This window comes from Cupriavidus sp. FW306-1B-F12B, from assembly GCF_058781795.1.
The window spans coordinates 643,030-666,811 of the sequence record NZ_JBYSXC010000001.1 but is presented as its reverse complement, the minus strand read 5'-3'; the positions used below and the strand labels follow the sequence as shown (position 1 = coordinate 666,811).

Annotated in this window: 18 protein-coding genes and 1 pseudogene; 10 read left to right on the top strand and 9 right to left on the bottom strand. The window is 64.3% G+C overall.

Features of this window, described 5'->3' with window-relative positions:
• The first annotated feature begins 21 nt into the window (after window positions 1-21).
• The gene (locus tag AC3WLE_RS03000; protein WP_492356172.1) at window positions 22-1,311 is read left to right on the top strand and encodes an MFS transporter; all 1,290 of its coding nucleotides are present in this window, start codon (window positions 22-24) and stop codon (window positions 1,309-1,311) included.
• Here the strand turns inward: AC3WLE_RS03000 and AC3WLE_RS02995 are convergent.
• The 6 genes and pseudogenes from AC3WLE_RS02995 to AC3WLE_RS02970 all read right to left on the bottom strand — a co-directional run bounded on the left by AC3WLE_RS02995 (window position 1,289) and on the right by AC3WLE_RS02970 (window position 8,171).
• Window positions 1,289-2,512: a polyhydroxyalkanoate depolymerase gene (locus AC3WLE_RS02995; protein WP_492356173.1), complete on the bottom strand. Its 1,224-nt coding sequence runs from the start codon at window positions 2,510-2,512 to the stop codon at window positions 1,289-1,291. The genes AC3WLE_RS03000 and AC3WLE_RS02995 overlap by 23 nt on opposite strands.
• 686 nt (window positions 2,513-3,198) lie before the next feature.
• Window positions 3,199-4,522 (bottom strand): annotated as a pseudogene (locus AC3WLE_RS02990) (CitMHS family transporter).
• 187 nt (window positions 4,523-4,709) lie between these two features.
• Window positions 4,710-5,750 (bottom strand): isocitrate/isopropylmalate dehydrogenase family protein, encoded by a 1,041-nt coding sequence (locus tag AC3WLE_RS02985; protein ID WP_492318638.1) that lies wholly within the window; start codon window positions 5,748-5,750, stop codon window positions 4,710-4,712.
• Between the two features lie 243 nt (window positions 5,751-5,993).
• Complete coding sequence (locus tag AC3WLE_RS02980) at window positions 5,994-7,526, bottom strand: CYTH and CHAD domain-containing protein (RefSeq protein WP_492351718.1); 1,533 nt, start codon at window positions 7,524-7,526, stop codon at window positions 5,994-5,996.
• Complete coding sequence (locus tag AC3WLE_RS02975; RefSeq protein WP_492318636.1) at window positions 7,527-7,757, bottom strand: hypothetical protein; 231 nt, start codon at window positions 7,755-7,757, stop codon at window positions 7,527-7,529. It lies immediately after the preceding gene.
• 87 nt (window positions 7,758-7,844) lie between these two features.
• Window positions 7,845-8,171, bottom strand: coding sequence for a hypothetical protein (locus AC3WLE_RS02970; protein ID WP_492356174.1), 327 nt, complete (start codon window positions 8,169-8,171; stop codon window positions 7,845-7,847).
• A gap of 153 nt (window positions 8,172-8,324) precedes the next feature.
• On the opposite strand from AC3WLE_RS02970, the gene ppk1 reads away from it, so the two are divergent.
• Both ppk1 and AC3WLE_RS02960 read left to right on the top strand, forming a co-directional pair.
• Entirely contained in the window at window positions 8,325-10,460 is a 2,136-nt protein-coding gene (gene ppk1 / locus AC3WLE_RS02965) for a polyphosphate kinase 1 (RefSeq protein WP_492356175.1), read from the top strand.
• A gap of 541 nt (window positions 10,461-11,001) precedes the next feature.
• A complete protein-coding gene (locus tag AC3WLE_RS02960; protein WP_492318633.1) occupies window positions 11,002-12,243 on the top strand; it encodes a hypothetical protein in 1,242 nt (413 codons plus the stop codon).
• Between the two features lie 315 nt (window positions 12,244-12,558).
• Here AC3WLE_RS02960 and AC3WLE_RS02955 read toward each other — a convergent pair whose 3' ends face one another.
• The 3 genes from AC3WLE_RS02955 to AC3WLE_RS02945 form a co-directional block, all read right to left on the bottom strand.
• Complete coding sequence (locus AC3WLE_RS02955; RefSeq protein ID WP_492356176.1) at window positions 12,559-13,110, bottom strand: cysteine peptidase family C39 domain-containing protein; 552 nt, start codon at window positions 13,108-13,110, stop codon at window positions 12,559-12,561.
• 343 nt (window positions 13,111-13,453) lie between these two features.
• Window positions 13,454-14,362 carry a DMT family transporter gene (locus tag AC3WLE_RS02950; RefSeq protein ID WP_492356177.1) on the bottom strand — a complete coding sequence of 303 codons (909 nt, stop codon included), beginning with the start codon at window positions 14,360-14,362 and terminating at the stop codon, window positions 13,454-13,456.
• A gap of 182 nt (window positions 14,363-14,544) precedes the next feature.
• A complete protein-coding gene (locus AC3WLE_RS02945) occupies window positions 14,545-15,864 on the bottom strand; it encodes an MFS transporter (protein ID WP_492318630.1) in 1,320 nt (439 codons plus the stop codon).
• 177 nt (window positions 15,865-16,041) lie between these two features.
• Between AC3WLE_RS02945 and cyoA the strand changes: the two genes are divergently transcribed.
• The 7 genes from cyoA to AC3WLE_RS02910 all read left to right on the top strand — a co-directional run bounded on the left by cyoA (window position 16,042) and on the right by AC3WLE_RS02910 (window position 23,730).
• Window positions 16,042-17,091, top strand: a complete 1,050-nt coding sequence (gene cyoA, locus AC3WLE_RS02940; RefSeq protein WP_492356178.1) for a ubiquinol oxidase subunit II — start codon at window positions 16,042-16,044, stop codon at window positions 17,089-17,091.
• Window positions 17,092-17,172: 81 nt separating this feature from the next.
• Complete coding sequence (gene cyoB / locus AC3WLE_RS02935; RefSeq protein WP_492318628.1) at window positions 17,173-19,176, top strand: cytochrome o ubiquinol oxidase subunit I; 2,004 nt, start codon at window positions 17,173-17,175, stop codon at window positions 19,174-19,176.
• Entirely contained in the window at window positions 19,169-19,825 is a 657-nt protein-coding gene (gene cyoC, locus AC3WLE_RS02930) for a cytochrome o ubiquinol oxidase subunit III (RefSeq protein ID WP_010809753.1), read from the top strand. The genes cyoB and cyoC overlap by 8 nt, the downstream gene beginning before the upstream one ends.
• Window positions 19,822-20,247, top strand: a complete 426-nt coding sequence (gene cyoD, locus AC3WLE_RS02925; protein ID WP_013952667.1) for a cytochrome o ubiquinol oxidase subunit IV — start codon at window positions 19,822-19,824, stop codon at window positions 20,245-20,247. The genes cyoC and cyoD overlap by 4 nt, the downstream gene beginning before the upstream one ends.
• A 59-nt stretch (window positions 20,248-20,306) precedes the next feature.
• On the top strand, window positions 20,307-21,293 hold the full coding sequence (locus tag AC3WLE_RS02920) for a hypothetical protein (protein WP_492356179.1): 987 nt from the start codon (window positions 20,307-20,309) through the stop codon (window positions 21,291-21,293).
• 174 nt (window positions 21,294-21,467) lie between these two features.
• Window positions 21,468-22,460, top strand: coding sequence for a Bug family tripartite tricarboxylate transporter substrate binding protein (locus AC3WLE_RS02915; protein WP_492351725.1), 993 nt, complete (start codon window positions 21,468-21,470; stop codon window positions 22,458-22,460).
• Window positions 22,461-22,749: 289 nt separating this feature from the next.
• Entirely contained in the window at window positions 22,750-23,730 is a 981-nt protein-coding gene (locus AC3WLE_RS02910; protein ID WP_492356180.1) for a quinone oxidoreductase family protein, read from the top strand.
• Window positions 23,731-23,782 lie beyond the last annotated feature (52 nt).

Genomic DNA, 23,782 nt, shown 5'->3' with positions numbered 1-23,782 from the left:
GTGCAACGCTGAGCGACGAAAATGCCGGCCGCTTCTGGTCATGGTGGTTCCGAGGGCAACGACCGGACCCTGCTGTATTTCGGCTGGCTGACCCTGTTCATCGCCCTGGCAACGCCGGCCGGCTACCTGGTCGATATACAGACGTCGTACCTGCTCAAGAACCAGTTGCATGCGACGGCGACTGAGATATCGATATTCCGGCTGGTGACGGGCATACCAGTCTACCTTGCGTTCGTTTTTGGCCTCGCGCGCGACCAATGGAACCCGCTGGGATTGCGCGATCGGGGCTTCTTCCTGATTTTCGCCCCGGCGACCGCGGCGGCATTCATCTGGATGGCGTATTCAGGTTTCTCATACGCGGGACTGGTCATCGGGATGCTGCTGGCAATGCTGTCGTCCCGATTTATCGCTGCAGCCTATCAGGGGTTGATCGCGCTGGTGGGCCAGGAGAAGCTCATGTCCGGGCGCCTGAGCGCGCTGTTGAACGTGGTCGGCTCCGTCCCGGTGGTTGCGGGGGCGTTCGCCTCCGGGTACATCTCGGATCATCTTGCCGCAAAGGAAGCCTTTCTCCTGATGGCGATGTTCGCCTTGTCGATTGCGGTGCTGGGGCTCTGGAAGCCCGCTTCGGTCTTCCGCCACATCTACGAGAAGCCACAAGCCAGGGGCACGGATCTCGTTGGCAATGTCAGGCGGCTGGTGAGACATAAGGCTGTCTATCCAGCGGTTCTCATCTGCTTTCTGTGGAACTTTGCGCCAGGCGCGGCCACGCCGCTGCAGTTCTATCTGAGCAATGAGCTGCATGCATCGGATTCCGTTTACTCGTACTACAACGGGATCTTTGCCGCCGCGTTCATCCCGACATTCCTGCTGTATGGCTTTCTGTGCAAGAAGGTATCGCTGAACAAGCTGCTGTGGTGGGGAACGATCGTCGCAGTGCCGCAGATGGTTCCGCTGGCATTCATCGACTCAGCCAATCTTGCCCTGGTACTGGCGGCACCGATAGGGCTGATGGGCGGTGTCGCCACGGCGGCATACTTCGATCTCGCGATGCGGTCCTGTCCGCCGGGCCTGCAAGGAACCCTGATGATGCTGGTGGATGGCGTTCTTGCGCTCTCGGCGCGTGCCGGCGATGTCCTGGGATCATGGATCTATAACAGCAGCCCGACGCACGGTTTCACATATTGTGTGATCGCGACGACAGTGGTGTACGCACTGATCCTGTTTTTGATCCCGCTGGCGCCAAAAGAATTGATTGCTACCCGGGACGGCGAAGCAAATCCGGAGGTCCTCAGTCAGCGCACCGTTGAATGAACTGCGTGATGGCGGGCAGGATGGATTGCCGGAAACGCTGGCCGGCGAAGGTGCCGTAGTGACCCACGCCATCGACGACCAGGTGTTCCTTCCGGTCGGCCGCAAGACCGGCGCAGAGCGCGTGAGCCGCTTCGGTCTGGCCGCGGCCGGTGATGTCGTCGTCGCTGCCTTCGATGGTCAGCAATGAAACGTTGGCAATGGCCTCGGGGTAGACGCGGCGCTGGCCGACTTCCATGCAGCCGCGGCACAGGTGATGCTCCAGGAAAACCTTCTGGATGGTTTCCAGGTAGTACTCGGCCGGCACGTCGAGCACGGCGTTGTACTCGTCATAGAACTTGCGGTGCCTGGCTGCCTCGGTCTGCCTGCCATCGACCAGGTGGCGGTAGAAGTCGAGGTGCGCACCGGCGTGCTGTGCGACGTTCATCGATACGAAGCCTGCCAGCTGGAGGAAGCCCGGATAAACCCGGCGCCCGTTTCCCGGGTAGCCGGCGGGCACCCGTTCGATGACGTTGGCCTCGAACCACGCCAGCGAATATTGCTGCGCGAACTGGTCGACCGCCGTCGGGCTGACGCGCGTGTCGATGGGCGCGGCGATCAGGGTCATTGAGCGAGGCTGCACCTGCTCGTTGTCTTCGGCCATCTGGGCGACCGCGCAAAGCACCGGGACCCCGGGCTGGCAAACCGCGACGATATGCGTGCCGGCGCCGAGGTAGCGCAAGAACTTTTTCAGGTAGTCGACATAGCCGCCAAGATCGAAGTGCCCGGCGTCAAGCGGGACCTGGCGCGCATCGGCCCAGTCGGTGATGTAGACATCGTGCTCCGGCAGCAATGCCTCGACCGTCGGGCGCAGCAGGGTGGCGTAGTGGCCGGAGAGCGGTGCCACCAGCAACACGCGGGGCCCAGGGCTGGACATGTCCTTCCTGAAATGCAGCAGCCGGCAGAAGGGCGCTTCGATGAGCGCGGTCTCGGTGACGGCCACCGGCTGCCCGCGCACCAGGACCTCGTCGATCTCAAAGCGAGGTTTCCCGTAGGCCTTGGTCAGCCGGGTGAACAACTCAAGCGCGGCGTCGGTCTCGCGCAGCCCCGGAAGCCAGGCGACCGACTCGCCCCAGAAATTGACTGCACGATAACCCGCTTCGATCATCGCCCCGAGCGGGCCAAGGGATTGCAGCGTGAGTTCCCGCAGAGCGTAGAGCGCCATGGCGATTCCCGCCTTCTTGATAGGGTTGGTGTGTTGTTCTGGCGCAGGGGCCGGCAAACCGGGCAGAGACCAGTGCTTTCTTGCAGGTGCTGCGCGATGCGGGCGTCAGCGCAGGTGGCGCGCCCGGCAGCCGCACGGCCGGCTTCGTGCAAGATGGCTGGGCGGGCGACAGGCTTCTGCCGCGGGTGCGTCAGTGGGAAGGTGGCGCTGGTGCACCGCGAAGTGCTGCGCGCGGCTCAGGTGCCGTCGATGTCGAATGGACTGGTTGCGGGAAGCACCGGCGTTGCCGTGGCGGCCGTTGCGGCCGGACAGGTGCGCGCGGCCCAGGTCGCACGCGAATCGGCTGGAATGCTGCATGATGCCCCCCTACTACTCAAGCCACCGGCATTGCGTCGCAATGCCAGCGGTACAGCTTGCAATCAAGTTACGTCATTTACATTCAGTAACATATTCGATCTAACCCTATTGCAACGCTTTGCATACGTCATTTGCAACGAAATGAAGGCTGGCTGGTTCATTCGATGCGAATGTGGCTTATGTGCTGCCGGGATGTGATCCTCTATAGCCAGCAGGGCGGATGCCGTCAGGCCGTCTGCTGGGCTATTTGTAAATCTTTGCAAGTTACGTTCGGGTAAAACGCCAGGCAGGCGGATGCGGTTGACCCGCCCGGTGCCGCTTCCGCGCTGTCAAGCTGCCCGGCCAATGACCGGAATCACGCCGAAGGCAACGGTAGCCAGCATCATGACCACTGCCGCCGACAGCGCCCAGAGCAGCGTATAGCGCTGGTGATCGCCGAATTCGACCTCGGCCAGGCCGACTAGCAGGTAGGTCGACGCGACCAGCGGGCTCAGCAGGTGAACCTGCTGCCCGATCAGCGAGGCGCGTCCGATTTCCGCCGCGCCGATGCCATAGACGGCGGCGGCCTTGGCCAGGATCGGCAGGATGCCGAAGTAGAACGCGTCGTTCGAGATAAAGAAGGTGAACGGAATGCTCAGCACCCCGGTCACCAGGGCCATGTAGGGACCCATCCAGTCCGGCACGGCGCTGATGACGCTGTTGGCGATGGCGTCGACCATCTTGGTGCCGGACAGGATCCCGACGAAGATGCCGGCGGCAAAAATCAGCGACACCACCGGCACGACGTTGGCGGCATGCGCGCTCATGCGCTCCTTCTGTTCGTGCAGGCTCGGGTAGTTGACCATCAGCGCGATGGCGGACGCGATGATGAACAGCGCAGGCAGCGGCAAGGTGCCGAGAATCAGCAGCACCATCAGGCCGCTGGTCAGCAGGAAGTTGAACCACAGCAGCTTGGGCCTGGCGATCCGGGGATCGCCGGTGGCAGCCTCCGGCATGGCATGGCCGTCATCGCCGGCCCCGGTGCGCATCAGGGCGATGCCGGCCAAGCCGGTTGCGTTCGCGGCGGCCGAGCAGGAATGCCACGAACAGGCCCCACATGCCGGTGACGATCATCGGCAGGATCATCGGCACGAACAGCGAGCCCACGTCCACGCCCAGCGCGCTGGCGGCACGCGCGGTCGGGCCGCCCCAGGGCAGGATGTTCATCAGCCCGCCGGCCATCATGATCACGCAGGCCAGCACCAGCCGGCTGATGCCCAGGCGCTTGTAGAGCGGGAGCATGGCGGCGCAGGTGATCATGTAAGTGGTCGAGCCGTCGCCGTCGAGCGACACCAGCGCGGCCAGCACGAAGGTGCCCATGATGATCTTGACCGGATCGCCGCCCACTATCTTCAGGATCGCGCGCACCACCGGATCGAACAGCCCGGCATCGATCATCAGGCCGAAATACAGGATGGCGAACATCAGCATCACGCCGGTCGGCGCCAGCTTCTTGACGCCGTCCAGCATCATCGGGCCGAGTTCGGGGCCGAAACCGCCGATCGCGGCGAACGCAATCGGAACCAGGATCAGCGCCACCATGGCGGAGAGCCGCTTGGTCATGATCAGTGCCATGAACACGATCACCATCGAATAGGCGAGCAGGGTCAACATCTTTTTCTGGATCTCTTTGCCGCCCTGCAGCGTGGGGTGCATGCGGGCGGGTGTGTGTGCGTCCGTGCGGCGCACGAGGTTAAAAGCAAGGCCGATCCCGCCGGCACGCCAGGGCGTGCCGGGTATGGAATGACCGCGGAGGGTGGCAGTCTTGCGCGCTGGCCCGGGCGGGCCGCGCGGGCGCGGCTCAGCTGGCGGAAACGATGCGTTTCACTACCGCGTCCGCGAACTGCAGCGTGGTGGCCGTGCCGTGGAGGTCGCCGGTCTTCACCTGGTCCTGGACGAGCGTCAGCTCGATGGCCGTGCGCAGGCGCGTGGCCAGGTCCTGGCGGCCCACGTGGTCGAGCATCAGGCCGGCGGCCAGCATCAGCGAGATCGGGTTGGCAATGCCTTTGCCGGCGATGTCTGGCGCCGAGCCGTGCACGGCCTCGAAGATCGCGGCCTGGTCGCCGATGTTGGCGCCCGGCGCCATGCCAAGCCCGCCAACGAGGCCGGCGATCTGGTCCGACAGGATGTCGCCGAACAGGTTGGTACAGAGCAGCATGTCGAAGCGCCACGGGTTGAGCACCAGCTGCATGGCGCAGGCGTCGACAATGATGTCGTCCATGTCCACGCGGCCCGCGTAGTCCTTGGCGACCTCGCGCGCCGCTTCCAGGAAGATGCCGGTGAGCGCCTTCAGGATATTGGCCTTGTGCACCACCGTGATCTTCTTGCGGCCGTTTTTGACGGCGTACTCGAAGGCGAAGCGGGCAATGCGCCGGCACGCGTCGCGCGTGTTGGTGCCGGTCGACACCGCCACCGCATGCGGGTCGTCGCCAACCGGGATGTAGTAGTCATGGGCCACATAGAAGCCGCCGACGTTCTCGCGCACCAGCACCAGGTCGATATTCTCGAAGCGGCCCGGCACCAGGGTGCGGGCCGGGCGTACATTGGCATAGAGGTTGAACGTCTCGCGCAGGCGCACATTGACCGAGCGGAAACCACCGCCCACCGGCGTGGTCAGCGGCCCCTTCAGGGCCAGGCCGGTGCGGCCGATGCTGTCCAGCGTGTCTTGCGGCAGGGGATCGCCGCTGTATTCGACGCCGGCCATCCCCGCGCGCCGGATATCCCAGGCAAACGGGGCGTCCAGCGCTTCCAGCACCCTGACGGTGGCGTCCACAACTTCGGGACCGATCCCGTCGCCGGGGATCAGCGTGGCCGGGATCTGTTCGCGTGCACCGTTTTCCATTTGCGTTCCTGTCGTGAATTGAGCGTTTCGCTGGCCGGCCAGGGCGCCAGGGAGGCTATGTTTCTCGTCGCCGGGCGGGCGCCGGTCCGGGTGACCAGGGGCCCGATTCTAGGCGGGGAAGGCTGTCAGGAATCTGTCAATGTGCCGGCTATGTCATTGGGGTTTACGCGGAGGGGGACGATCTCTGCTGACGGAGAGCGGCTGGCCGCGACGTTGAACGGGCGCTGATGCCCGGAAGCCGGGCTAGGCGGGCAGGCGTGCCGCCTTGAATTGTTTCCAGAGGCGGCGCAGCGGCTGCCGGTCAACGCTGACACCCCTTGCGATATAGCCGCGCGCATAGCCGCAGCCAATGGCAAGTTGCTGCCGTTCTGTCCCCAGGCGCAGCAACAACCCCGCTGCAACCGCCATATCATTGCGCCATCCGAGGTCATCCTGCAGGCGCGACAATTGCCGGCGATAGCGGTGCACCTTGTTCGCGGCAAACAAGGATCCAAAGAACTCGGTCGCATAGCGCAGCTTCTTTGCGGCGATACGCGCACGATGGCGCCGCTGCTCATCGAGCTTTGCCATGCCCCGTCCCCGCTTGAGCAGCCTGCGTTGCCGCTTGCGCAGCGTGGTCAGCGCGAAATCCCTGGCGGGTCCGGTGAGTGCCGTGCGCTGCGCCTCGCCAAGGCCATCGCGCCAGCCCGCGCTGCCCAGCCAATGGCTCAGCGTCAGGATCAGCCGGGTGTAGCGATCGGAATTCACGGCCTGGGCCGCGCGTTGCCGGGCATCGGCTGCGACTGCCTTCGCCGCGGCAAGCACCGCGCCGGCGCCCACGTCCTCCGGCGCCCCATCGAACGCGTCACGCAAGGTGGTATTGGCAAGCACTTCCCAGTCTCGTGCGGGGCCGAGTTCATCGGCAATCCATTTGAGGTCCGATTGCAGTGCCGGCGGGCAGGCAAGCAGCGGCTCAAAGATATCGAGCGCGGAGCGCAGGCGACGCAGGCCGACACGCATCTGGTGCACGCTTTCCGGATTGGAGCCGTTCACCACGCCGCGTTCGTTCCCGGAGATTTGCGCCAGGCAGTTCTGGGCAATGCACCGAAACACCGCCTCCGCCGAGCCGGCATCGGCCAGCCTGAGGGGCTGCGCCCGTACCGCTTCTTCGGCCTCGGCAGCCACCAGCGCATAGCCACGGTCGCCTTTGCTGGCGCGGCTCAGGCGCATTGGCACTGCGTCGAGCAGCCGCAGGGCAAACGCTGACAGATGGGCCGGCTCCCCGGCCTGGATCTCCATCTCAAGCTCGCGGATCGGCTCCGTGGCGTCGTTCGCGCGGACAACGCCGCGATCGACCGCCAGTTCGACCTCGTCCCCCTGTGGCAAGCGCAACAGCAGGACCGTGCGCCGGACATCCGTGATGAAGATCGGCTTCAGGCGTTGTGCCAGGTCGCCTTCACGCAGCAGCGTCCCCAACGCAGTGCCTTCGGGCAGCTTGTCTCGCAGTGCACCCAGATCTGGCGTATTTCCGGGGACCGCCGACTCAAACTCTTCCCGCTCGTAAAGCGCCCCATGCTGCGTGCCCCAGGTCTTCAAGGTCTGCACATAATGTTCACCCGCTTGCCGCACGCGCAGCGACGCGTGCATACGCCGAAAAGCAAGGTCCGACGTATCGAAATACGTGCTCACGAGCCTGTCTTCGTGCGGCGGCTCCACACAGCAGGACGACACCAGGGGCAAGCCGATCAGCGCTTCGGCCTGATCCTGCAGCAACTCGAGCTTGAGTTCGCGTTCCATTTATCCGAGCTTTGCCGTGCCCTCGAATTTTGCGAATACCCTGGCCTGGACTGCGTTCATCACTGCAAGGGTCTCGTCACTGGCAGGGCCGCTGGTGGTCACCCCGGTGGCGTTCTTCGGCTTCGAGCCGGGCGGGTCGAAGATAAAGAGCGTATCGAACTTTCCGGCCGACTCTTTCTTCAGGCGCCGGTTAAGTGCTTTCAGGTATCGTTTCTTGTCAGTCTTCGACATAGGTTCCAAGGTTATCTGCGGTGGCAATAACGACCCAGGTCATTGAACTACCTGCTTAATGAGCTCACGCTTCGCCAGGCACCCCTGCTAGTGAGACTGGCTGGCATTCGACTCCCCGCCGAAGGGGATTTCGTGCTCCCGCAACTTCTGCAGCGATTGGGTCAGCCTGGCGCCGTGCTTGCGGTCCGCGGCCAGCAGCAGTGCCTCTATGCCGTCCTCCAGCCCGGCAAGCTCGCGGTCACCCGGCAGCCTGGTCGCTTTCATATCCTGCAATTCGTTGGCAATGCGCTTCCCCAACTTGCGCACAAACTCCGGGTCAAGGTGACCTCGCGCTGCAGCACCTCCAATATGCTCGATCAAGCGCATCAGCCCTTCCGGGGTGGTCTCGGTCGCAGATGGTATTACGTGGGTCATTGGCAGCTCCAGTGGGCGCGTCAGATCATTCTACGCATCGGATGCTCATAAGATGGTACGTATTTCGCGGGAGCAGTGCGATCAGTTTCGCCCCGATATGCGCGATACGCCAGCTAGAATCGGGAAGGATTCCCCCGCACAGGCACTCACATCATGAAACCCGAATCCGATCCCATGCAGAATGCGTCACCGATGGTCGCGGGGGAGGGGCGCCTCGGCACCCCGGTCGACGCGGATGGCCTGCCGAATGGCAATGAGCTCTATATCAACCGCGAACTCAGCCAGCTGGAGTTCTTCGGCCGCGTGCTGCAGCAGGCCGCCGATCCCGCGGTGCCACTGCTGGAGCGGCTGCGTGCCCTGTGCACCTTCAGCAGCAACCTGGATGAGTTCTACGAGATCCGCGTCGCAGGCCTGAAGGAGCAGTGCTTGCTTCAGTCCCCGGTGGCGGGCCCGGACGGGCTGACGCCGCAGGCGGTCTATGCCAGGGTCAACCAGCGGGTCCGGGAGCTGATCGACCAGCAGTACCGCCTGTTCAATGACATGCTGATCCCGGCCATGTCCGAGCAGCAGATCCGCTTCTTGCGGCGGCCCACGTGGAACCCCGCGCAGGCGGAATGGATCCGGGAGTTCTTCTTCGCCGAGCTGATGCCGGTCCTGACGCCGATCGGGCTGGACCCGGCGCATCCGTTTCCACGGGTGCTCAACAAGAGCCTGAACTTCGCCGTTGAGCTCGAGGGCAAGGATGCGTTCGGGCGCAACTCCGGCTATGCCATCGTGCAGGCGCCGCGAGCGCTGCCGCGGGTCATCGTCTTGCCGCCGGAGACTGCCGGATGCGAGCATGGCTTTGTGTTCCTGTCTTCCATCCTGCATGCCCACGTCGGCGAGCTGTTCAGTGGCATGACGGTGCGCGGCTGCTACCAGTTCCGCGTGACCCGCAACAGCGAGCTGTTCGTGGACGAGGAAGAGGTCAAGAACCTGCGCGAGGCGCTGCAAGGCGAACTGCCGCACCGTCATTATGGTGACGCGGTCCGGCTGGAGGTGGCTGACAACTGCACGCCGGCAATGACTGGGTTCCTGCAGCAGCAGTTCGGCCTGGCGGCAAGCGAGGTGTTCTCCGTCAACGGACCGGTCAACCTGGTTCGCCTGATGCAGGTGCCGGACCAGGTGGACCGGCCCGAACTGAAGTACCTGCCTTTCCGGGCCGGCCTGCCGAAGGTGCTGCACGAGCAATCCGATATCTTCCGCGCCATTCGCGAGGGCGACATCCTGCTGCATCACCCGTTCCAGTCGTTCACTCCGGTGGTGGACTTTGTCAGGCAGGCGGCACAGGACCCCGATGTGGTGGCAATCAGCCAGACCGTGTATCGGGCCGGGCATGACTCGGTCCTGCTCTCTGCACTGATCGAGGCCGCGCGCAACGGCAAGGAAGTCACCGTCGTGGTGGAACTGCTGGCCCGCTTCGATGAAGAGGCCAATATCGGTTGGGCGACGCAACTGGAGGAAGTCGGCGCGCATGTCATCTATGGGGTCGTCGGTTTCAAGGCGCACGCCAAGATGGTCATGGTATTGCGGCGCGAGGGCGGGAAGCTCCGCCGCTATGTGCATCTCGGAACCGGGAACTATCACCACCAGACCACGCGCACCTACACGGATTTTGGCTTGCTCACCTGCAGTGAGTCGCTGACGCAGGATGTGGCGCAAGTGTTCAGCCAGCTGACCGGCCGCGGCCAGACCCATAGCATGACCCATATCTGGCAATCGCCCTTCACCATGAAGCAGGCGTTGCTTGAAGCGATCCGGTGCGAAGCCGGGCACGCCAGGGCCGGCCGCAAGGGATGGATCGTGGTCAAGATGAATGCGCTGCTGGAACCCGACCTGATTCAGGCGCTGTACGACGCCTCACGCGACGGAGTCCGTATCGACCTGATCATCCGGGGCGCCTGTGCGCTGCGCCCCGGCGTTGCCGGCCTGTCGGAGAACATTACGGTGAAATCCGTCATGGGCCGGTTTCTCGAGCACTCGCGCATCTTTTATTTTCACGATGGCGGCGCGGAAAAGGTCATGCTGTCCAGCGGTGAATGGATGGAGCGAAGCCTGTCCCGGCGGATCGAGATCTGCTTTCCCATCCTTGATGCCGGGTTGAAGGAGCGCGTTATCGCGGAAGGGCTGAAACCGTACCTGGCAGACCGGCGTGACACCTGGCAGATGGCGCCGGACGGAACCTACGAGCGTCAGGCCTCGCGTGACGGCGAGGGGGTGCAGGATATCCTGCTGTCGGCTTTGACGTGATCCCTGCATAAGGGCGCCAGCGTGATCGTGCCTTTGCTCAACTGAGATCGTCCTGGATCGGCCGGTGGCCTGCCTTCATCATTAATTTGATGTGGCCCGTGACGTTTCATTTCCTATACATACTTTTTCCGGTCGCTTTGGCGGTCTGCCTACTACTTTCTCGGTAAGCCGTTCAGCTCGCGCGGGCATTCCACTCCAGTGGGGATTGACGGCATTTTCCGGGGCGTTGGATACCCGTTTCGCAGTGCCTGCCGGAGCCTCCGGAAACGACTTTCCATGACTGGCAATGCCTTGTCCTGCAAGGCTTCACGGGAAACCCGCGGCCCCGCGGCTGACTAGTGCCGTGCGCTCCGACATAATCCCGCGCGCCGGTGGCGCGGCGCATTTTCATCCGCTGCGGGACGCCATTCCGTATAACCGAAGCTCGTCCATAGAGCCGATTTTCCATTCCGATTCCGCCAGCTAGATTGACCTCATCGTTGGCGCTGCCAATGCCATCGAATCTCACGTGCTCAAAAGGCCAAGGAAAGGGGGTCCATCCATGAAACGCATCCACATGAAGCTGGCGGCCTTGCCGCTCGCCTGTCTCGTCATCACGGTCGCAGGTTGCGGGGGAGGCGGGGGCGACTCGACGCCTGCCCCTGCCGCCACCACGGCACCAGGCACCGGAACGTCAACGTCAACGCCAACGTCACCAACGTCGCCAACAACGCAGACCGCGGCCAGCAGCAGCGCCATGCTGTCGGGTACCACCGATCCCGGGTCCGAGATCGGTAAGGACGGGGACTTCTACCTGAATACCGTGACCTGGATGCTGTTCGGGCCCAAGGCAAACGGCGTGTGGCCGGCAGGGGTTTCGGTGGCGGGTACCGGCAATACCGGGGCGGCCGGGAACACGATCCTGTCCGGCTCGGTCGATCCGACTGACAGCGTCGGCAACAATGGCGACTACTACATCAATACCTCCACCTCGACCCTGTTCGGGCCCAAGGCAAACGGCACGTGGCCGCCGGGCGTCCAGATGGGTGGCGGCACCGGGTCGGGCGCCGGCGGCGGCGTCGTCCTGACGGGCGCGGGGGCGCCAGCCAACAGTGTCGGCAACAATGGCGACTACTACCTCGACACCGACACCTGGACGCTGTACGGGCCCAAGGCCAATGACGTGTGGCCGGCAGGGGTTTCGCTGGTCACCCAGCCGGGCGGCAGCGGCGGCACCGGCGGCACCGGTGGCGGCACTGTCGGCAATGGCGGTCACATCCTGTACGGCAGCGGTGCACCGACCAACGATATCGGCGTCGATGGCGACTTCTATTTCGACACCGCGACCTCGACGCTGTACGGTCCCAAGGCGGGCGGCCAGTGGCCGACCTCGGGCGTGCCCATGGGGACAGGCACCGTCTACAACGGCAACTTCAACGTGCCAGCCACGCTCAGCCGCGGCAACTATGCCATGACCGGCGCCGGCGGGGCGGTTGCCTTGCCGTCGGACTTCGGCGTCGTGATCCCCTACGATTGCAGCCGTGTCACGCTCACTGCCACCACACTCGGCAAGGTGCAGGGAACGCTGGACATTTCGGTGCACACGGTGACAGGGGCCGGCGCTTCGGCGACCATCACGCCGGTCAGGGACCTGAGCTGCAAGATCAGCAATGGCCAGCAGAGCTGCAGCAAGGAGGTGCCGTCCGGAACCGTCATTCGCAACGACAAGCTGCAGGTACAGGTCGACACCAACCAGGCCACCGATTGGGGAGGCCTCACCGTCAAGCTTGCCTGCGTCATCTAAGCCGGTTGGACGGGGGCGCGCGTCTGTGCCGGGGGGCAGATGGGCGCCTGAGCGGAGGCAGGGCAAATTGCCCTGCCTCCTTTTCATTTCCCCGCCAGGGATGGTGAGCGACTGCGTGTAGCCCGTTCGGCCTGACCTGCGGATCGCGGAGAGCCCCGGCAGGGACGAGCGAGGGCGTCGGCCACCGCTACGACGTGCGGTTTCCGCTCAACGTGACCTATGGGTGGGGATCTGGCAGAGGAGTTCGGGCAACACGTCGGCCATCGCCGACGTCATGATGCGCATCGGAACCGCGCCCATCTGGCCGGACAATGACTAGCCACCAGCGCGGGCCACATCTTCAGCCGGTAGCCTGCCCAGTACCCTGAGCGTCGCGGCAAGCAGCCGCTCGCAACGGCGCCGCCATGATGGCCGCATCGCGTCGTCGGGCCACGGGCACGGCTGTGCCGGCTCCGTATCGGCTGACACGTCCGCTTGCAGCACGGGCTGCGCGAAGACGGCGTGCCCTCTGTACTGGGCCAGCAGTTCCTCGCGGCTGACTTCCTGCACCCCACCGCCCCAGCCTGGCAGGGCGACGAGAAACCGTCCGTGCTCGCAGCGCTGCAGCAGTACGCACGGCCTGTTCTTGTCCAGCAACAGGATTGCCGGTATCGAGGTATCCGGGATATCGTCGAGGTCGCGCTCCGCCAGCCGGGCCGACAAGCCGGCGCGCGCCGCTGCGGCGCAGAGCATCGGCAACGTCAGGGCCTGTCCATCCAGCGGCAGTCCTTCCAGCAGGACCGCTGAAGGCACCGTCCGTTGCAGGGCCCGGTTCAGCAACAGCAGGCAGCCCAGCATCGGATCGTCCGCACCCGTGAGCCGGCTCATTGCGGCAGGAGGCTCCTGGCGGCCAGCCATGACGTACAGGCCGGAAGTCCCGGGATGCACAGCGGGCGTTGTGCTGTGTGTGCGCCGCGGTGGCGCTGATCCAGCTTCGATGTCTTCTGCTGGCGCCTCGCATAGTGCAAGGTCAGCCGACGCATGTCGCCCGCGCGGACTCTGTTCACCCATGATTCCCCCCGGTTTCAGTGGCGTGAGCTCTACTGCGAGGGTAGTGCACCACGGTGCGAGAGCCCATCCTGCAAACAGGCTAGTGCAGACGCGGCAAGACTGATTCAGGATTGAAACGCCCGGGGCGTGCCTGTTCGCTGGCGTGGACCGGCCGCCCCCCTCAACGCCGCTGCGCCAGCCAGATCCCCGCCGCGATCGCGGCCAGTCCCACGGCGTGGTACCAGCGGGGCCAGTCGCCCAGCAGCAGCGTGGACAGCAGGGCGGCGAACACCGGCGTCAGGGTGATAAAGAACACCGGCAACTGCGCGCCCGCGCGGGCGATGGCGCGGTCCCAGGCAAAGTAGGCGAGCAGCGAGGGAATGGTCGCTACATAGAGCAGGATGGCGGCGACCTTGCCGTTCCATTGCAGCGGCTGGTCCAGCGTCATCAGCTCCCATGCCGTCACGGGAGCGCTTGCCAGTACGCCGGTGACGATCTGCGCGAACAGCAGCGCCGGCAGCGGCATGGCGGGGCGCTGCTTGCGCAGCAGCCAGGTATAGCCGCTCCAGGCGATGGTGGCGGCCAGCATGAACAGGTCGCCGGCAACCAGGTCCAGCTGGGCGAGCCGGCCCAGCTCGCCGCGTACCAGGACGAAGGTCACGCCGACCATGCACAGCAGCGCCCCGGCGACATGCCATGGCTTCACCCGTTCGCCAAAACAGATCGCGCCGATCACGATCAGAAACAGCGGCGTGGATGCGCCGATCAGCGTCACGTTGATCGGGGTCGAGGTGGTCAGCGCCAGGTACTGCAGGGCGTTATAGCTGGCGATCGAAAGCACGCCCAGGGCGGTGATCACGCCGGCGTGCCGGCGCAGTGCCGCGCGGTGCTCGATCACGCCGCGCCAGGCAAAGGGTGCCAGCAGCAGCCCTGCCAGCACCCAGCGCACAGAGTTCAGGGTGATGGGCGGCACAGTGCCGGCGGCCAGGCGGCCGATGATGGCATTGCCGGCCCAGCTCAGTGGCGGGAAGGTAAGCAGGAACAGCGTTGTCCAGTCGATGCGTCCAGTGGTGTTGCTGCTTGCGGGCATGGGAGGGAGGTGCTTGCAAATAGCGCATTATCCGCCATATGCGGCGCCGGGGCGCCGGGCGCCAAGGGTCAGGCAGCCGGGCAGGGGCCAGCAAGCAAGGAAGCGCACGAGGAAATCGGGCGGCGAATCAGCCCGCCCGTCGCAGGGGAATCGTCATGGCCTTGCGCAGGCCATGACCGCTGTCACATGTCAGGCGTCCCGAGCGCCCGGCTGATGCGCAAGGCGGCCAGCGTGCCGATCACGCCAGACAGCAGGTAGAGGCTGACCGCCGCCAGGCCGAACAGCGAAGACAGGCCCAGCGCCACCAGCGGCGCAAAGGCGGCGCCGAACAGCCAGCCGAAGTCGGTGGTCAGCGCGGCGCCGGTGTAGCGGAAGCGGCGTTCGAAGTTCGACGTCACCACGCCCGCAGCCTGTCCGTACGACAGGCCCAGCAAGCCGAAGCCGACCAGGATGAAGATGTCCTGGCCGGTCGCGCCGCCACCGAGCAGCCACGGCGTTGCCAGGCTGAAGATGCCGATCAGCACGGCCATTGCCGACAGCGTGGTGCGCCGGCCGATGCGGTCCGCGATCCAGCCGGATAGCAGCGTGCCGATGAACGCGATGAAGCCGCCCACGATCTGCACGGCCAGCACGTCGGAGATGCTCTGGGTGCGGTGCAGGATTACCCAGGAGAGCGGGAACACCGTGACCAGGTGGAACAGCGCATAGCTGGCCAGCGCAGCAAAGGCCCCCAGGAAGATGTTGAAGCCTTGCGCGTTCACCATCTGCAAGGTGCTGATCGGCTCCAGCTCGTCTTCCTCGAGCAGCTGCGTGTACTCATGGGTCACCACCAGGCGCAGCCGTGCAAACAGTGCCACGACGTTGATGGCGAAGGCCACGTAGAACGGATAGCGCCAGCCCCACTCGATGAATTCAGGCGGGGTCAGGCTGGCATGCAGGAACAGGTACAGCGAACTGGCGACGATAAACCCGGTGGGTGCGCCGAGCTGGCCCACCATCGCATACCAGCCGCGCTTGTCCTCCGGCGTGTTGAGCGCCAGCAGCGACGGCAGCCCGTCCCACGACCCGCCGAACGCAATGCCCTGCAGGAAGCGGAACAGCGCCAGCAGGTAGATCGACGCGGCCCCGATCGAGGCGTAGGACGGCAGGAACGCAATCCCCACCGTGGCCGTGCCGAGCAGGAACAGCGACGCCGTCAGCTTGATGCCGCGGCCCCAGCGCCGCTGGATGCGCATGAACAGCGCGGTGCCGAACGGGCGTCCGATAAACGCAAACGAGAAGATCGTGAAACTGAAGAGCAACCCCGCCAGCTCGCTTGCAAACGGGAAGTAGACCGCCGGGAAGACAAGCACGGAGGCGATGCCGTACACGAAGAAGTCGAAGTACTCGGAGGCCCGACCGATCACCACCCCGGTGGCGATCTCGGCAGGCGCCACCTGGTGGTGGCCGGGTGCCGGAGGTGCAGTCGGCGATGCGCGATGCTGGTGGGTGAGGCTGGCCATCGTCAAGTCTCCTTCTGGCAGGAGTGCGTCGATACTGCACATGGAGCCGACCCCATTCCGATGAAATTGGCTCTTAAGTCTCGCACTGACAAGAATAGCGCCTAAACTGCCTTAGAAAAACGAAAGGTGAGTTCGCCGGCAGTTTGCCGATATTCCTCAGACGCCACTTCCGAGACTATGGGCCGCTTCGACTCTGTAGTGCCGCCAAGACGTGTGCAGGGAAGACTACTGCTGCGATGCGCCGCCGCAGTCATGCTGGCGTGCCTGGCCGGTTGTAACGCAGTGCTGCTTGCGCCATCCGGCGACATGGCCTTGCGCCAGCGCGACCTGATCATCATCGCCACCTGCCTGATGTTGCTGATCATCGTTCCGGTGATCATCCTCACGCTGCTGTTTGCGTGGCGCTATCGGGAAAGCGCGACCGACGCGCCCTACAACCCCGACTGGGATCATTCCACGGTGCTCGAGCTGGCGATCTGGGCCGCGCCGCTGCTGATCATCATCGCGCTGGGCGCCGTGACCTGGGTCAGCACCCACCAGCTCGATCCGTACCGGCCGCTGACGCGGATCGACGCAGGCCGGCCGGTTCCGGCGGACGTGAAGCCGCTGACGGTGGAGGTGGTGGCAATGGACTGGAAGTGGCTGTTCCTGTATCCCGAGCAGGGCATCGCCACCGTCAACGAGCTGGCGGCGCCGGTCGACCGGCCCATCGCTTTCCGCATCACCGCCACCTCGGTGATGAACGCATTCTTCGTCCCGTCGCTGGCGGGCATGGTCTACGCCATGCCCGGCATGGAAACCAAGCTGCATGCCGTGATCAACAAGTCCGGCGTGTATGAAGGCTTCTCCGCCAACTACAGCGGCGCGGGCTTCTCCCACATGCGTTTCAAGTTCCATGGGCTGTCCAACCAGGACTTCGAGCGCTGGATCCAGCAGGTCAAGTCATCGGGCCAGGGCCTGTCCACGGATATGTACCTCAAGCTCGCGCAGCCCAGCGAGCGCGACGCGGTGCAACGCTATGCCAGCGTGGCGCCAGGCCTGTACGACCTGATCCTGAACCGCTGTGTGGGCGGCGGGCGGTGCATGGCAGACACCATGGCGCTTGACCGCAGCCGCGGCAAATTCGACCCGTTCGCCGGCATCTGCACGGCGCGCAACACCGCGGCCACAGCGCCCGTGTTCGCGTCGGAGTCCGCGCGCAATGACGGCCGGGTGCTGCTGCAGTAGGGTGCGGATCCGGATCTTCCCTCGCGGTACTGGCCAGCCCCATCGGCCATGGTTGGTTAATTCAGGCCCCAGGTGACAAACATGCCCGAGCGCTCGGAACTCGCCAATTTGATCTTCGGCCGGCTTTCGTGGGAGGCCCTCCCGCTGCACGATCCCATCCTGCTCGGCACCTTCATCGTGGTGGTGATCGGCGGGGGCGCAATCGTCGCGGCGCTCACCTACTATCGCCTCTGGGGCTACCTGTGGCGGGAATGGTTCACCAGCATCGACCACAAGAAGATCGGCATCATGTATGTGATCCTGGGCATCGTGATGCTGCTGCGGGGCTTTGCCGATGCGATCATGATGCGCATCCAGCAGGCCATCGCGTTCGGCGACAACCTTGGCTACCTGCCGCCGCACCACTACGACCAGATCTTTACCGCGCACGGCGTGATCATGATCTTCTTCGTTGCCATGCCGCTGGTCACGGGGTTGATGAACTTCGTCATGCCGCTGCAGATCGGCGCGCGCGACGTGGCCTTCCCGTTCCTGAACAACTTCAGCTTCTGGATGACCACGGGCGGTGCCATCCTGGTCATGATGTCGCTGTTCGTGGGCGAGTTCGCGCGCACCGGCTGGCTGGCCTATCCGCCGTTGTCCGGCATCATCCACAGCCCTGACGTCGGCGTCGACTACTACATCTGGGCGCTGCAGGTGGCCGGGGTAGGGACGCTGCTATCCGGGATCAACCTGCTGGTGACCATCGTCAAGATGCGGGCGCCCGGCATGACGCTGATGCGCATGCCGATCTTCACCTGGACCGCGCTGTGCACCAACGTGCTGATCATCGCCGCGTTCCCGGTGCTGACCGCGGCGCTGGCGCTGCTTGCGCTGGACCGCTACGTCGGCACCAACTTCTTCACCACCGAGCTGGGCGGCAGCGCCATGATGTACGTGAACCTGATCTGGATATGGGGCCATCCGGAGGTGTACATCCTTGTGCTGCCCGTGTTCGGGGTGTTCTCGGAAGTGGTCGCCACGTTCTGCCGCAAGCGCCTGTTCGGGTACGCGTCGATGGTCTACGCCACGGTGGTGATCACCGTGCTGTCGTACCTGGTCTGGTTGCACCATTTCTTCACGATGGGATCGGGTGCCAGCGTCAATTCGTTCTTCGGCATCACCACCATGATCATATCGATCCCCACCGGTGCCAAGATCTTCAACTGGCTGTTCACGATGTACCACGGCAAGATCCGCTTCGAGCCCCCCATGCTCTGGACCATCGGCTTCATGGTCACGTTCGTGATCGGCGGCATGACCGGCGTGCTGCTGGCGGTGCCGCCGGCTGACTTTTCCTTGCACAACAGCCTGTTCCTGATCGCGCATTTCCACAACGTGATCATCGGCGGTGTGCTGTTCGGCCTGATGGCAGGCATTACTTACTGGTTCCCGAAGGCATTCGGCTATCGCCTGGTCTCGTCCTGGGGCAAGGCATCGTTCTGGTTCTGGCTGGTCGGCTTCTACTTTGCGTTCATGCCGCTGTACTGGCTGGGGCTGCATGGCGTGACCCGGCGCATGAGCCATTTCGAGGACGCAACCCACCAGGTCTGGTTCCAGCTGGCTGCGTTCGGCGCCTTGCTGATCGCCATCGGCATTGCCTGCTTCCTGGTCCAGCTGGTGGTCAGCTTCATCCACCGCGAGGCGCTGCGCGACCTGACCGGCGATCCGTGGAACGGCCGCACGCTCGAATGGTCGACGTCGTCCCCGCCGCCGCAGTACAACTTCGCCTTTACGCCGGTGGTGCACGACACCGACGCCTGGTGGCACATGAAGCAGAACGGCTACGCGCGGCCACAGCAGGGCTTTATTCCGATCCACATGCCGAAGAACACCGCGGCCGGGATCGTGCTCGCGGGACTGTCCACGCTCTGCGGTTTCGCGTTGATCTGGCACATCTGGTGGCTGGCGGCGGCATCGTTCGCGGCAACGATCATCGGCGCGATCATCCATACGTTCAACTACCAGCGCGACTATTACCTCCCGGCGGACCTGGTGGTCCAGACCGAAGCGGCGCGCACACAGCGGATGGCTGGCCATGGCTGACACGACCTTTCCCAACCATGTGAGCGGCACCGGCACCGCTGACGCGGCCCCGCCGGGGGGCTACCAGTTCTACCTGCCCGAAGACCATCACCCGCAGAACGGGACGCTGCTGGGGTTCTGGCTTTACCTGATGAGCGACTGCCTGATATTCGCGTGCCTGTTCGCCGCGTATGGCGTGCTGGGCCGGGAGTATGCGGGGGGACCGAGCGGGGCAGAGCTGTTCGAGCTGCCGCTGGTGGCACTGAACACCTCGTTCCTGCTGTTGTCGTCGATTACCTACGGCTTTGCCATGCTGCAGATGCAGCAGAACCGCATCGCCGGAACCCAGATCTGGCTGGCCATCACGGGGGTCTTCGGCGCGGGGTTCCTGGCGGTCGAGCTTTATGAGTTCGCGCACCTGATCAATGAGGGCGCAGGGCCGCAGCGCAGCGCGTTCCTGACCTCGTTCTTCGCGCTGGTCGGCACCCACGGGCTGCACGTCACGTGCGGCATCATCTGGCTGGTCGTGCTGATGACCCAGGTGGCGCAGCACGGGCTGATCACGGCCAACAAGCGCAGGCTGATGTGCCTGTCGATGTTCTGGCACTTTCTCGACGTCGTCTGGATCGGCGTCTTTACCTTCGTCTACCTGATGGGAGCGTTGCCATGAGCGCGCACGACGAAACGCTGGACAGCCACGGACACAGCCACGGGCATGACGAGGAAGTGGGGCCGCACGCCACGCTGGGCGGTTACCTGACGGGCTTCGTGCTGTCCGTCTTCCTGACCGCGATCCCGTTCTGGCTGGTCATGGGAAAGGTGTTCGACAAGTCGTCCACCACCGCCATCGTCATCCTGCTGATCGGCGCCGTGCAGATCGTGGTGCACATGATCTACTTCCTGCACATGAACGCGCGGTCGGAGGGCGGCTGGAACATGCTGTCGCTGATGTTCACGCTGGTGCTGGTGGTGATCACGCTGACGGGTTCGCTCTGGGTCATGTTCCACCTGAACAGCAACATGATGCCGACCATGCAGCACGAGCGCACCACCGACGCCGGCACTGCGATCGTGCCGCCCAGGACCAAGTAGGAACAGGCTCACGGAGGCGGGAATCGGATCCCGCCTCATTCCCGTTCACGGAGCCTGGCATGCGCGCAACGCGCCTTGTCGCGGCCCTGTGCCTGGCGCTGCTTTCCGTGCCGGCTTGCGCGCAGCGGCTGGCCGTGGAGGTCGAGAATTTCAGCACGCCAGGCCCATGCGCGGAAGAAGACAATGTCTCGTTCGCCCTGTCCGCCGCCGCGGTTGGCAGCTTCCGCATCCAGGCGTTGCATCCCCCCTACGTCAACGCCATCCGCATTGACAGCTCCGCGCCGGATTTCTCCGGGTGCAACTTCGGCAAGACGCCTCACCCGACTGATCCCCGCCATGTCTTCGTGCCGCGCACGGTCACCCTTTACGACGGCAGGAATATTGCCATTGTCGGCATCACGTTCGCCAGCTTCTGGCGGCCACATCGGGTGCCGGTCACGGTAGCGGGCAGGGCCGATGCCGGTTTTCACCTGATCCAGGTGTTCCGGAAATCCGGCCGGACCCGTGCCGAGGTCCTGGTGCTCTATCCCGCCGATGGCTACTGGCGGGCGAAACCGTTGCCGGCCCGTCATCTGGGTGTCAATGCCTATGGCTCTTCGTTCCTGCTGGGGCCGATAGAGCAGGAAGGGCGCCCGGTGGTCAACATCGCTCGGATAGAAATCGAGCCGCAGCCCTTGGCTTTCAGGCTGCATTTCACTGGCGGAGGCCAGGCAACGGTCACCATCACTGAAATCAGCGACATGCGTACTGCGCTCGATGTCCGGTTCCTGCCGGCCTATGACGCCAAGCGCCCGTTCGCGATGCTGCGCTCCATGTACGTTGCCGACGACAACGCAGACGCGAGCGAGGTCACCTGGACGACCGGGCCGGCTGGTGAGGCCATCAGGAAGCCGGTGATGGCAGTCACTTCAATGCAGGCGACCGCGGTGCGATTCGGCCGTACGGTCCGGTCGCGTCACAACACCAGCGCCCCCGATCTTTTGTTCGATGCCTTCGAGGCGCCCGCGACGGAGGGCACGGCGCCAACGGGCAAGAAGCCGGACTGAATCGATTCCCGGCAACCTCACGACCAGCCAAATATATTCATGTCGACAATAAAAATTTCGACTGCTATGATTTGCGCACGATAGCCTGAGCCGGTAGCAATTGCTTGCCGCACAGTGGTGGGGCTGGCAGCACTTTTCAGGCTGGGAAATAGTCGAGAGAACATGGGGACGACGATGTCATCACTGAACAAGCTGCTCGCCATCACATTGTGCGCGGAGGCAATCATTGCCCTGTGCGCGCCAGGGCCGCTGCAGGCACAGGAAGCCTGGCCCGCACGCCCGATTCAAATGATCGTTCCGTCGTCTCCCGGCTCGGGAACCGACGCGCTGGCGCGGGCCATGGCGCAGCGCCTTTCCGAATCGCTGAAGCAGGCCGTGGTCGTGGAGAACCGGCCGGGCGGCAGCGGCGTGATCGGGACCAATGCCGTTCTCAAGGCGGCGCCGGACGGCTACACGATTCTCTACACGACGGCATCCAACATGGTGGTTGCGCCTGCTGTCATGAAGTCCATATCCCAGGAGGCAAGAAAGAGCCTCATGCCGATCGCGCAGACAGCCGCGGGTGGGGTGTTGCTGCTGGTGAGCCCGGATCTGCCGGTGCACGACTTGCCAGGACTCATCGAGCTGGTGAAGGCGAATCCGGACAAGTACAGCTATGGCAGCTGGGCCACCGGCTCGTCCGCGCACTTGACCATGGAATGGCTGAAGAAGCAGACCGGCATGAAGACCGAGCACGTCGCATATCGGACAACAAGTCAACTGCTCACCGAGCTTTCCTCAGGGGTGCTGAAGATCGGCTGGACCGATCCCAGCGTGGCGGTTCCGTTCCTGCGTTCCGGGAAGGTGCGTGGCATTGCCATCGTCGGCAACGTGCGCTCGCCACAGCTTGCCGACGTCAAGACCATGAGTGAACAGGGCTACAAGTTCAACACGGTGGGATGGTTCGGCATGTTCGCCCCGGCCGGAACCAGTCCGGCAATCGTGAAGCGGCTGTCCGATGAGGCCAACAAGGTGCAGGCATTGCCGGAGATCGCGGCGCTGATGAAGAAACTGAACTTCGAGCCGCCGCCGGTAAAGACCTCCGCGCAGCTGGGCGAGATCGTCCGGAGCGATCTGCAAGTCTGGTCGAGGATCGCCAACGACGCAGGGATCAGGGTCGACGAATAAGGCTGGCGCCCCGTCATTGCGGCCTGCCCAGCGGCCCATTGCCCGCCATGATGGCAGCCGGCCGTCAACGATCCAGTGCGCCTGCACCAGCGAATCCTTGTCATAAGAAGGAAAGTCCAAGGCGTGCCAGGTAAAGCGGAACGTTGCGCCCTGCCAGATGATTCGATCGTCGCGAAACACACTCGGACATCAACCCATCCACTGCATCACCAAACCGGTTTGTCCTTCGGCGAGCTCAAGGGGCGATCCGCAGGTGAACGGTCATATTCGATAGAGAACAGGAGACGGCATGGCGAAAATCGTTAAGTTCCATGAAACCGGCGGACCCGACGTCCTTCGTCTTGAGGACGGCAGCGTTGGCGAGCCCGGAGCGGGGGAGGTCCGCGTTCGCCACGTGGCGGCAGGCCTGAACTTTGCCGATACCTACTTCCGCAGCGGCACGTACAAGGTGCCGCTGCCCAGCGGCATCGGCAACGAGGCCGCTGGCGTGATCGAGGCCGTCGGCGCCGGCGTCACCCATCTGGCGGTCGGCGACCGTGTGACCTATACGGGCTTCACCAACACGCTGGGCGCCTACAGCACGGAGCGGCTGATCTGTGCCGATCCGCTGATCGGGCTGCCGCAGGCAATCAGTTGCGAAGTCGCGGCGGCCATGACCATGCGCGGCTTGTCGGCGGCCTACCTGATGCGCCGGATCTACCCCTTCAAGGCGGGCGACTCCATCCTGCTGCATGCCGCGGCAGGTGGTGTTGGCCTGATTGTTTCGCAGTGGGCCAAATTGTTGGGGCTGACGGTGATCGGCACGGTTTCGACCGATGCCAAGGCCGAAGTGGCGCGCGCCCACGGCTGTGACCACACCATCAACTACAGCCATGAGGACGTGGCCAGGCGCGTGCGGGAACTGACCGACGGCGTGGGCGTGAACGTGGTCTTCGATAGCGTGGGCAAGGACACCTTCATGTCCTCGCTGGACTCCCTCAAGCGCCGCGGCCTGCTGGTGTGCGTGGGTTTCGCCTCCGGCCCGGTCACCGGGTTCGATCCGGCAATCCTGGCCCGCAAAGGCTCGGCCTTCCTGACGCGCCCGGGCCTGGCCGACTATATCGCCGATCCTGCCGAAAAGGCGGAACTGGTCGGCGAGCTGTTCGGCCACGTGGCGGCTGGCCGCATCCGCATCGGGATCAATCAGCGCTATGCCCTGGAGGATGCCGTGCAGGCACACCGGGACCTGGAGTCGCGGAAGACCACCGGCTCGTCCATTTTCGTGATTTGACGGCACGAAGCAGCCGTCTCATCCAGTTCGACCTTCTCAAGATTCACATCTC

Bases quoted from the DNA above. Each gene is read 5' to 3' on its own strand.
- AC3WLE_RS03000 (WP_492356172.1), top strand. From the start codon at position 22: ATGCCGGCCGCTTCTGGTCATGGTGGTTCCGAGGGCAACGACCGGACC.
- AC3WLE_RS02995 (WP_492356173.1), bottom strand. From the start codon at position 2,512: ATGGCGCTCTACGCTCTGCGGGAACTCACGCTGCAATCCCTTGGCCCG.
- AC3WLE_RS02985 (WP_492318638.1), bottom strand. From the start codon at position 5,750: ATGGAAAACGGTGCACGCGAACAGATCCCGGCCACGCTGATCCCCGGC.
- AC3WLE_RS02980 (WP_492351718.1), bottom strand. From the start codon at position 7,526: ATGGAACGCGAACTCAAGCTCGAGTTGCTGCAGGATCAGGCCGAAGCG.
- AC3WLE_RS02975 (WP_492318636.1), bottom strand. From the start codon at position 7,757: ATGTCGAAGACTGACAAGAAACGATACCTGAAAGCACTTAACCGGCGC.
- AC3WLE_RS02970 (WP_492356174.1), bottom strand. From the start codon at position 8,171: ATGACCCACGTAATACCATCTGCGACCGAGACCACCCCGGAAGGGCTG.
- ppk1 (WP_492356175.1), top strand. From the start codon at position 8,325: ATGAAACCCGAATCCGATCCCATGCAGAATGCGTCACCGATGGTCGCG.
- AC3WLE_RS02960 (WP_492318633.1), top strand. From the start codon at position 11,002: ATGAAACGCATCCACATGAAGCTGGCGGCCTTGCCGCTCGCCTGTCTC.
- AC3WLE_RS02955 (WP_492356176.1), bottom strand. From the start codon at position 13,110: ATGAGCCGGCTCACGGGTGCGGACGATCCGATGCTGGGCTGCCTGCTG.
- AC3WLE_RS02950 (WP_492356177.1), bottom strand. From the start codon at position 14,362: ATGCCCGCAAGCAGCAACACCACTGGACGCATCGACTGGACAACGCTG.
- AC3WLE_RS02945 (WP_492318630.1), bottom strand. From the start codon at position 15,864: ATGGCCAGCCTCACCCACCAGCATCGCGCATCGCCGACTGCACCTCCG.
- cyoA (WP_492356178.1), top strand. From the start codon at position 16,042: ATGGGCCGCTTCGACTCTGTAGTGCCGCCAAGACGTGTGCAGGGAAGA.
- cyoB (WP_492318628.1), top strand. From the start codon at position 17,173: ATGCCCGAGCGCTCGGAACTCGCCAATTTGATCTTCGGCCGGCTTTCG.
- cyoC (WP_010809753.1), top strand. From the start codon at position 19,169: ATGGCTGACACGACCTTTCCCAACCATGTGAGCGGCACCGGCACCGCT.
- cyoD (WP_013952667.1), top strand. From the start codon at position 19,822: ATGAGCGCGCACGACGAAACGCTGGACAGCCACGGACACAGCCACGGG.
- AC3WLE_RS02920 (WP_492356179.1), top strand. From the start codon at position 20,307: ATGCGCGCAACGCGCCTTGTCGCGGCCCTGTGCCTGGCGCTGCTTTCC.
- AC3WLE_RS02915 (WP_492351725.1), top strand. From the start codon at position 21,468: ATGTCATCACTGAACAAGCTGCTCGCCATCACATTGTGCGCGGAGGCA.
- AC3WLE_RS02910 (WP_492356180.1), top strand. From the start codon at position 22,750: ATGGCGAAAATCGTTAAGTTCCATGAAACCGGCGGACCCGACGTCCTT.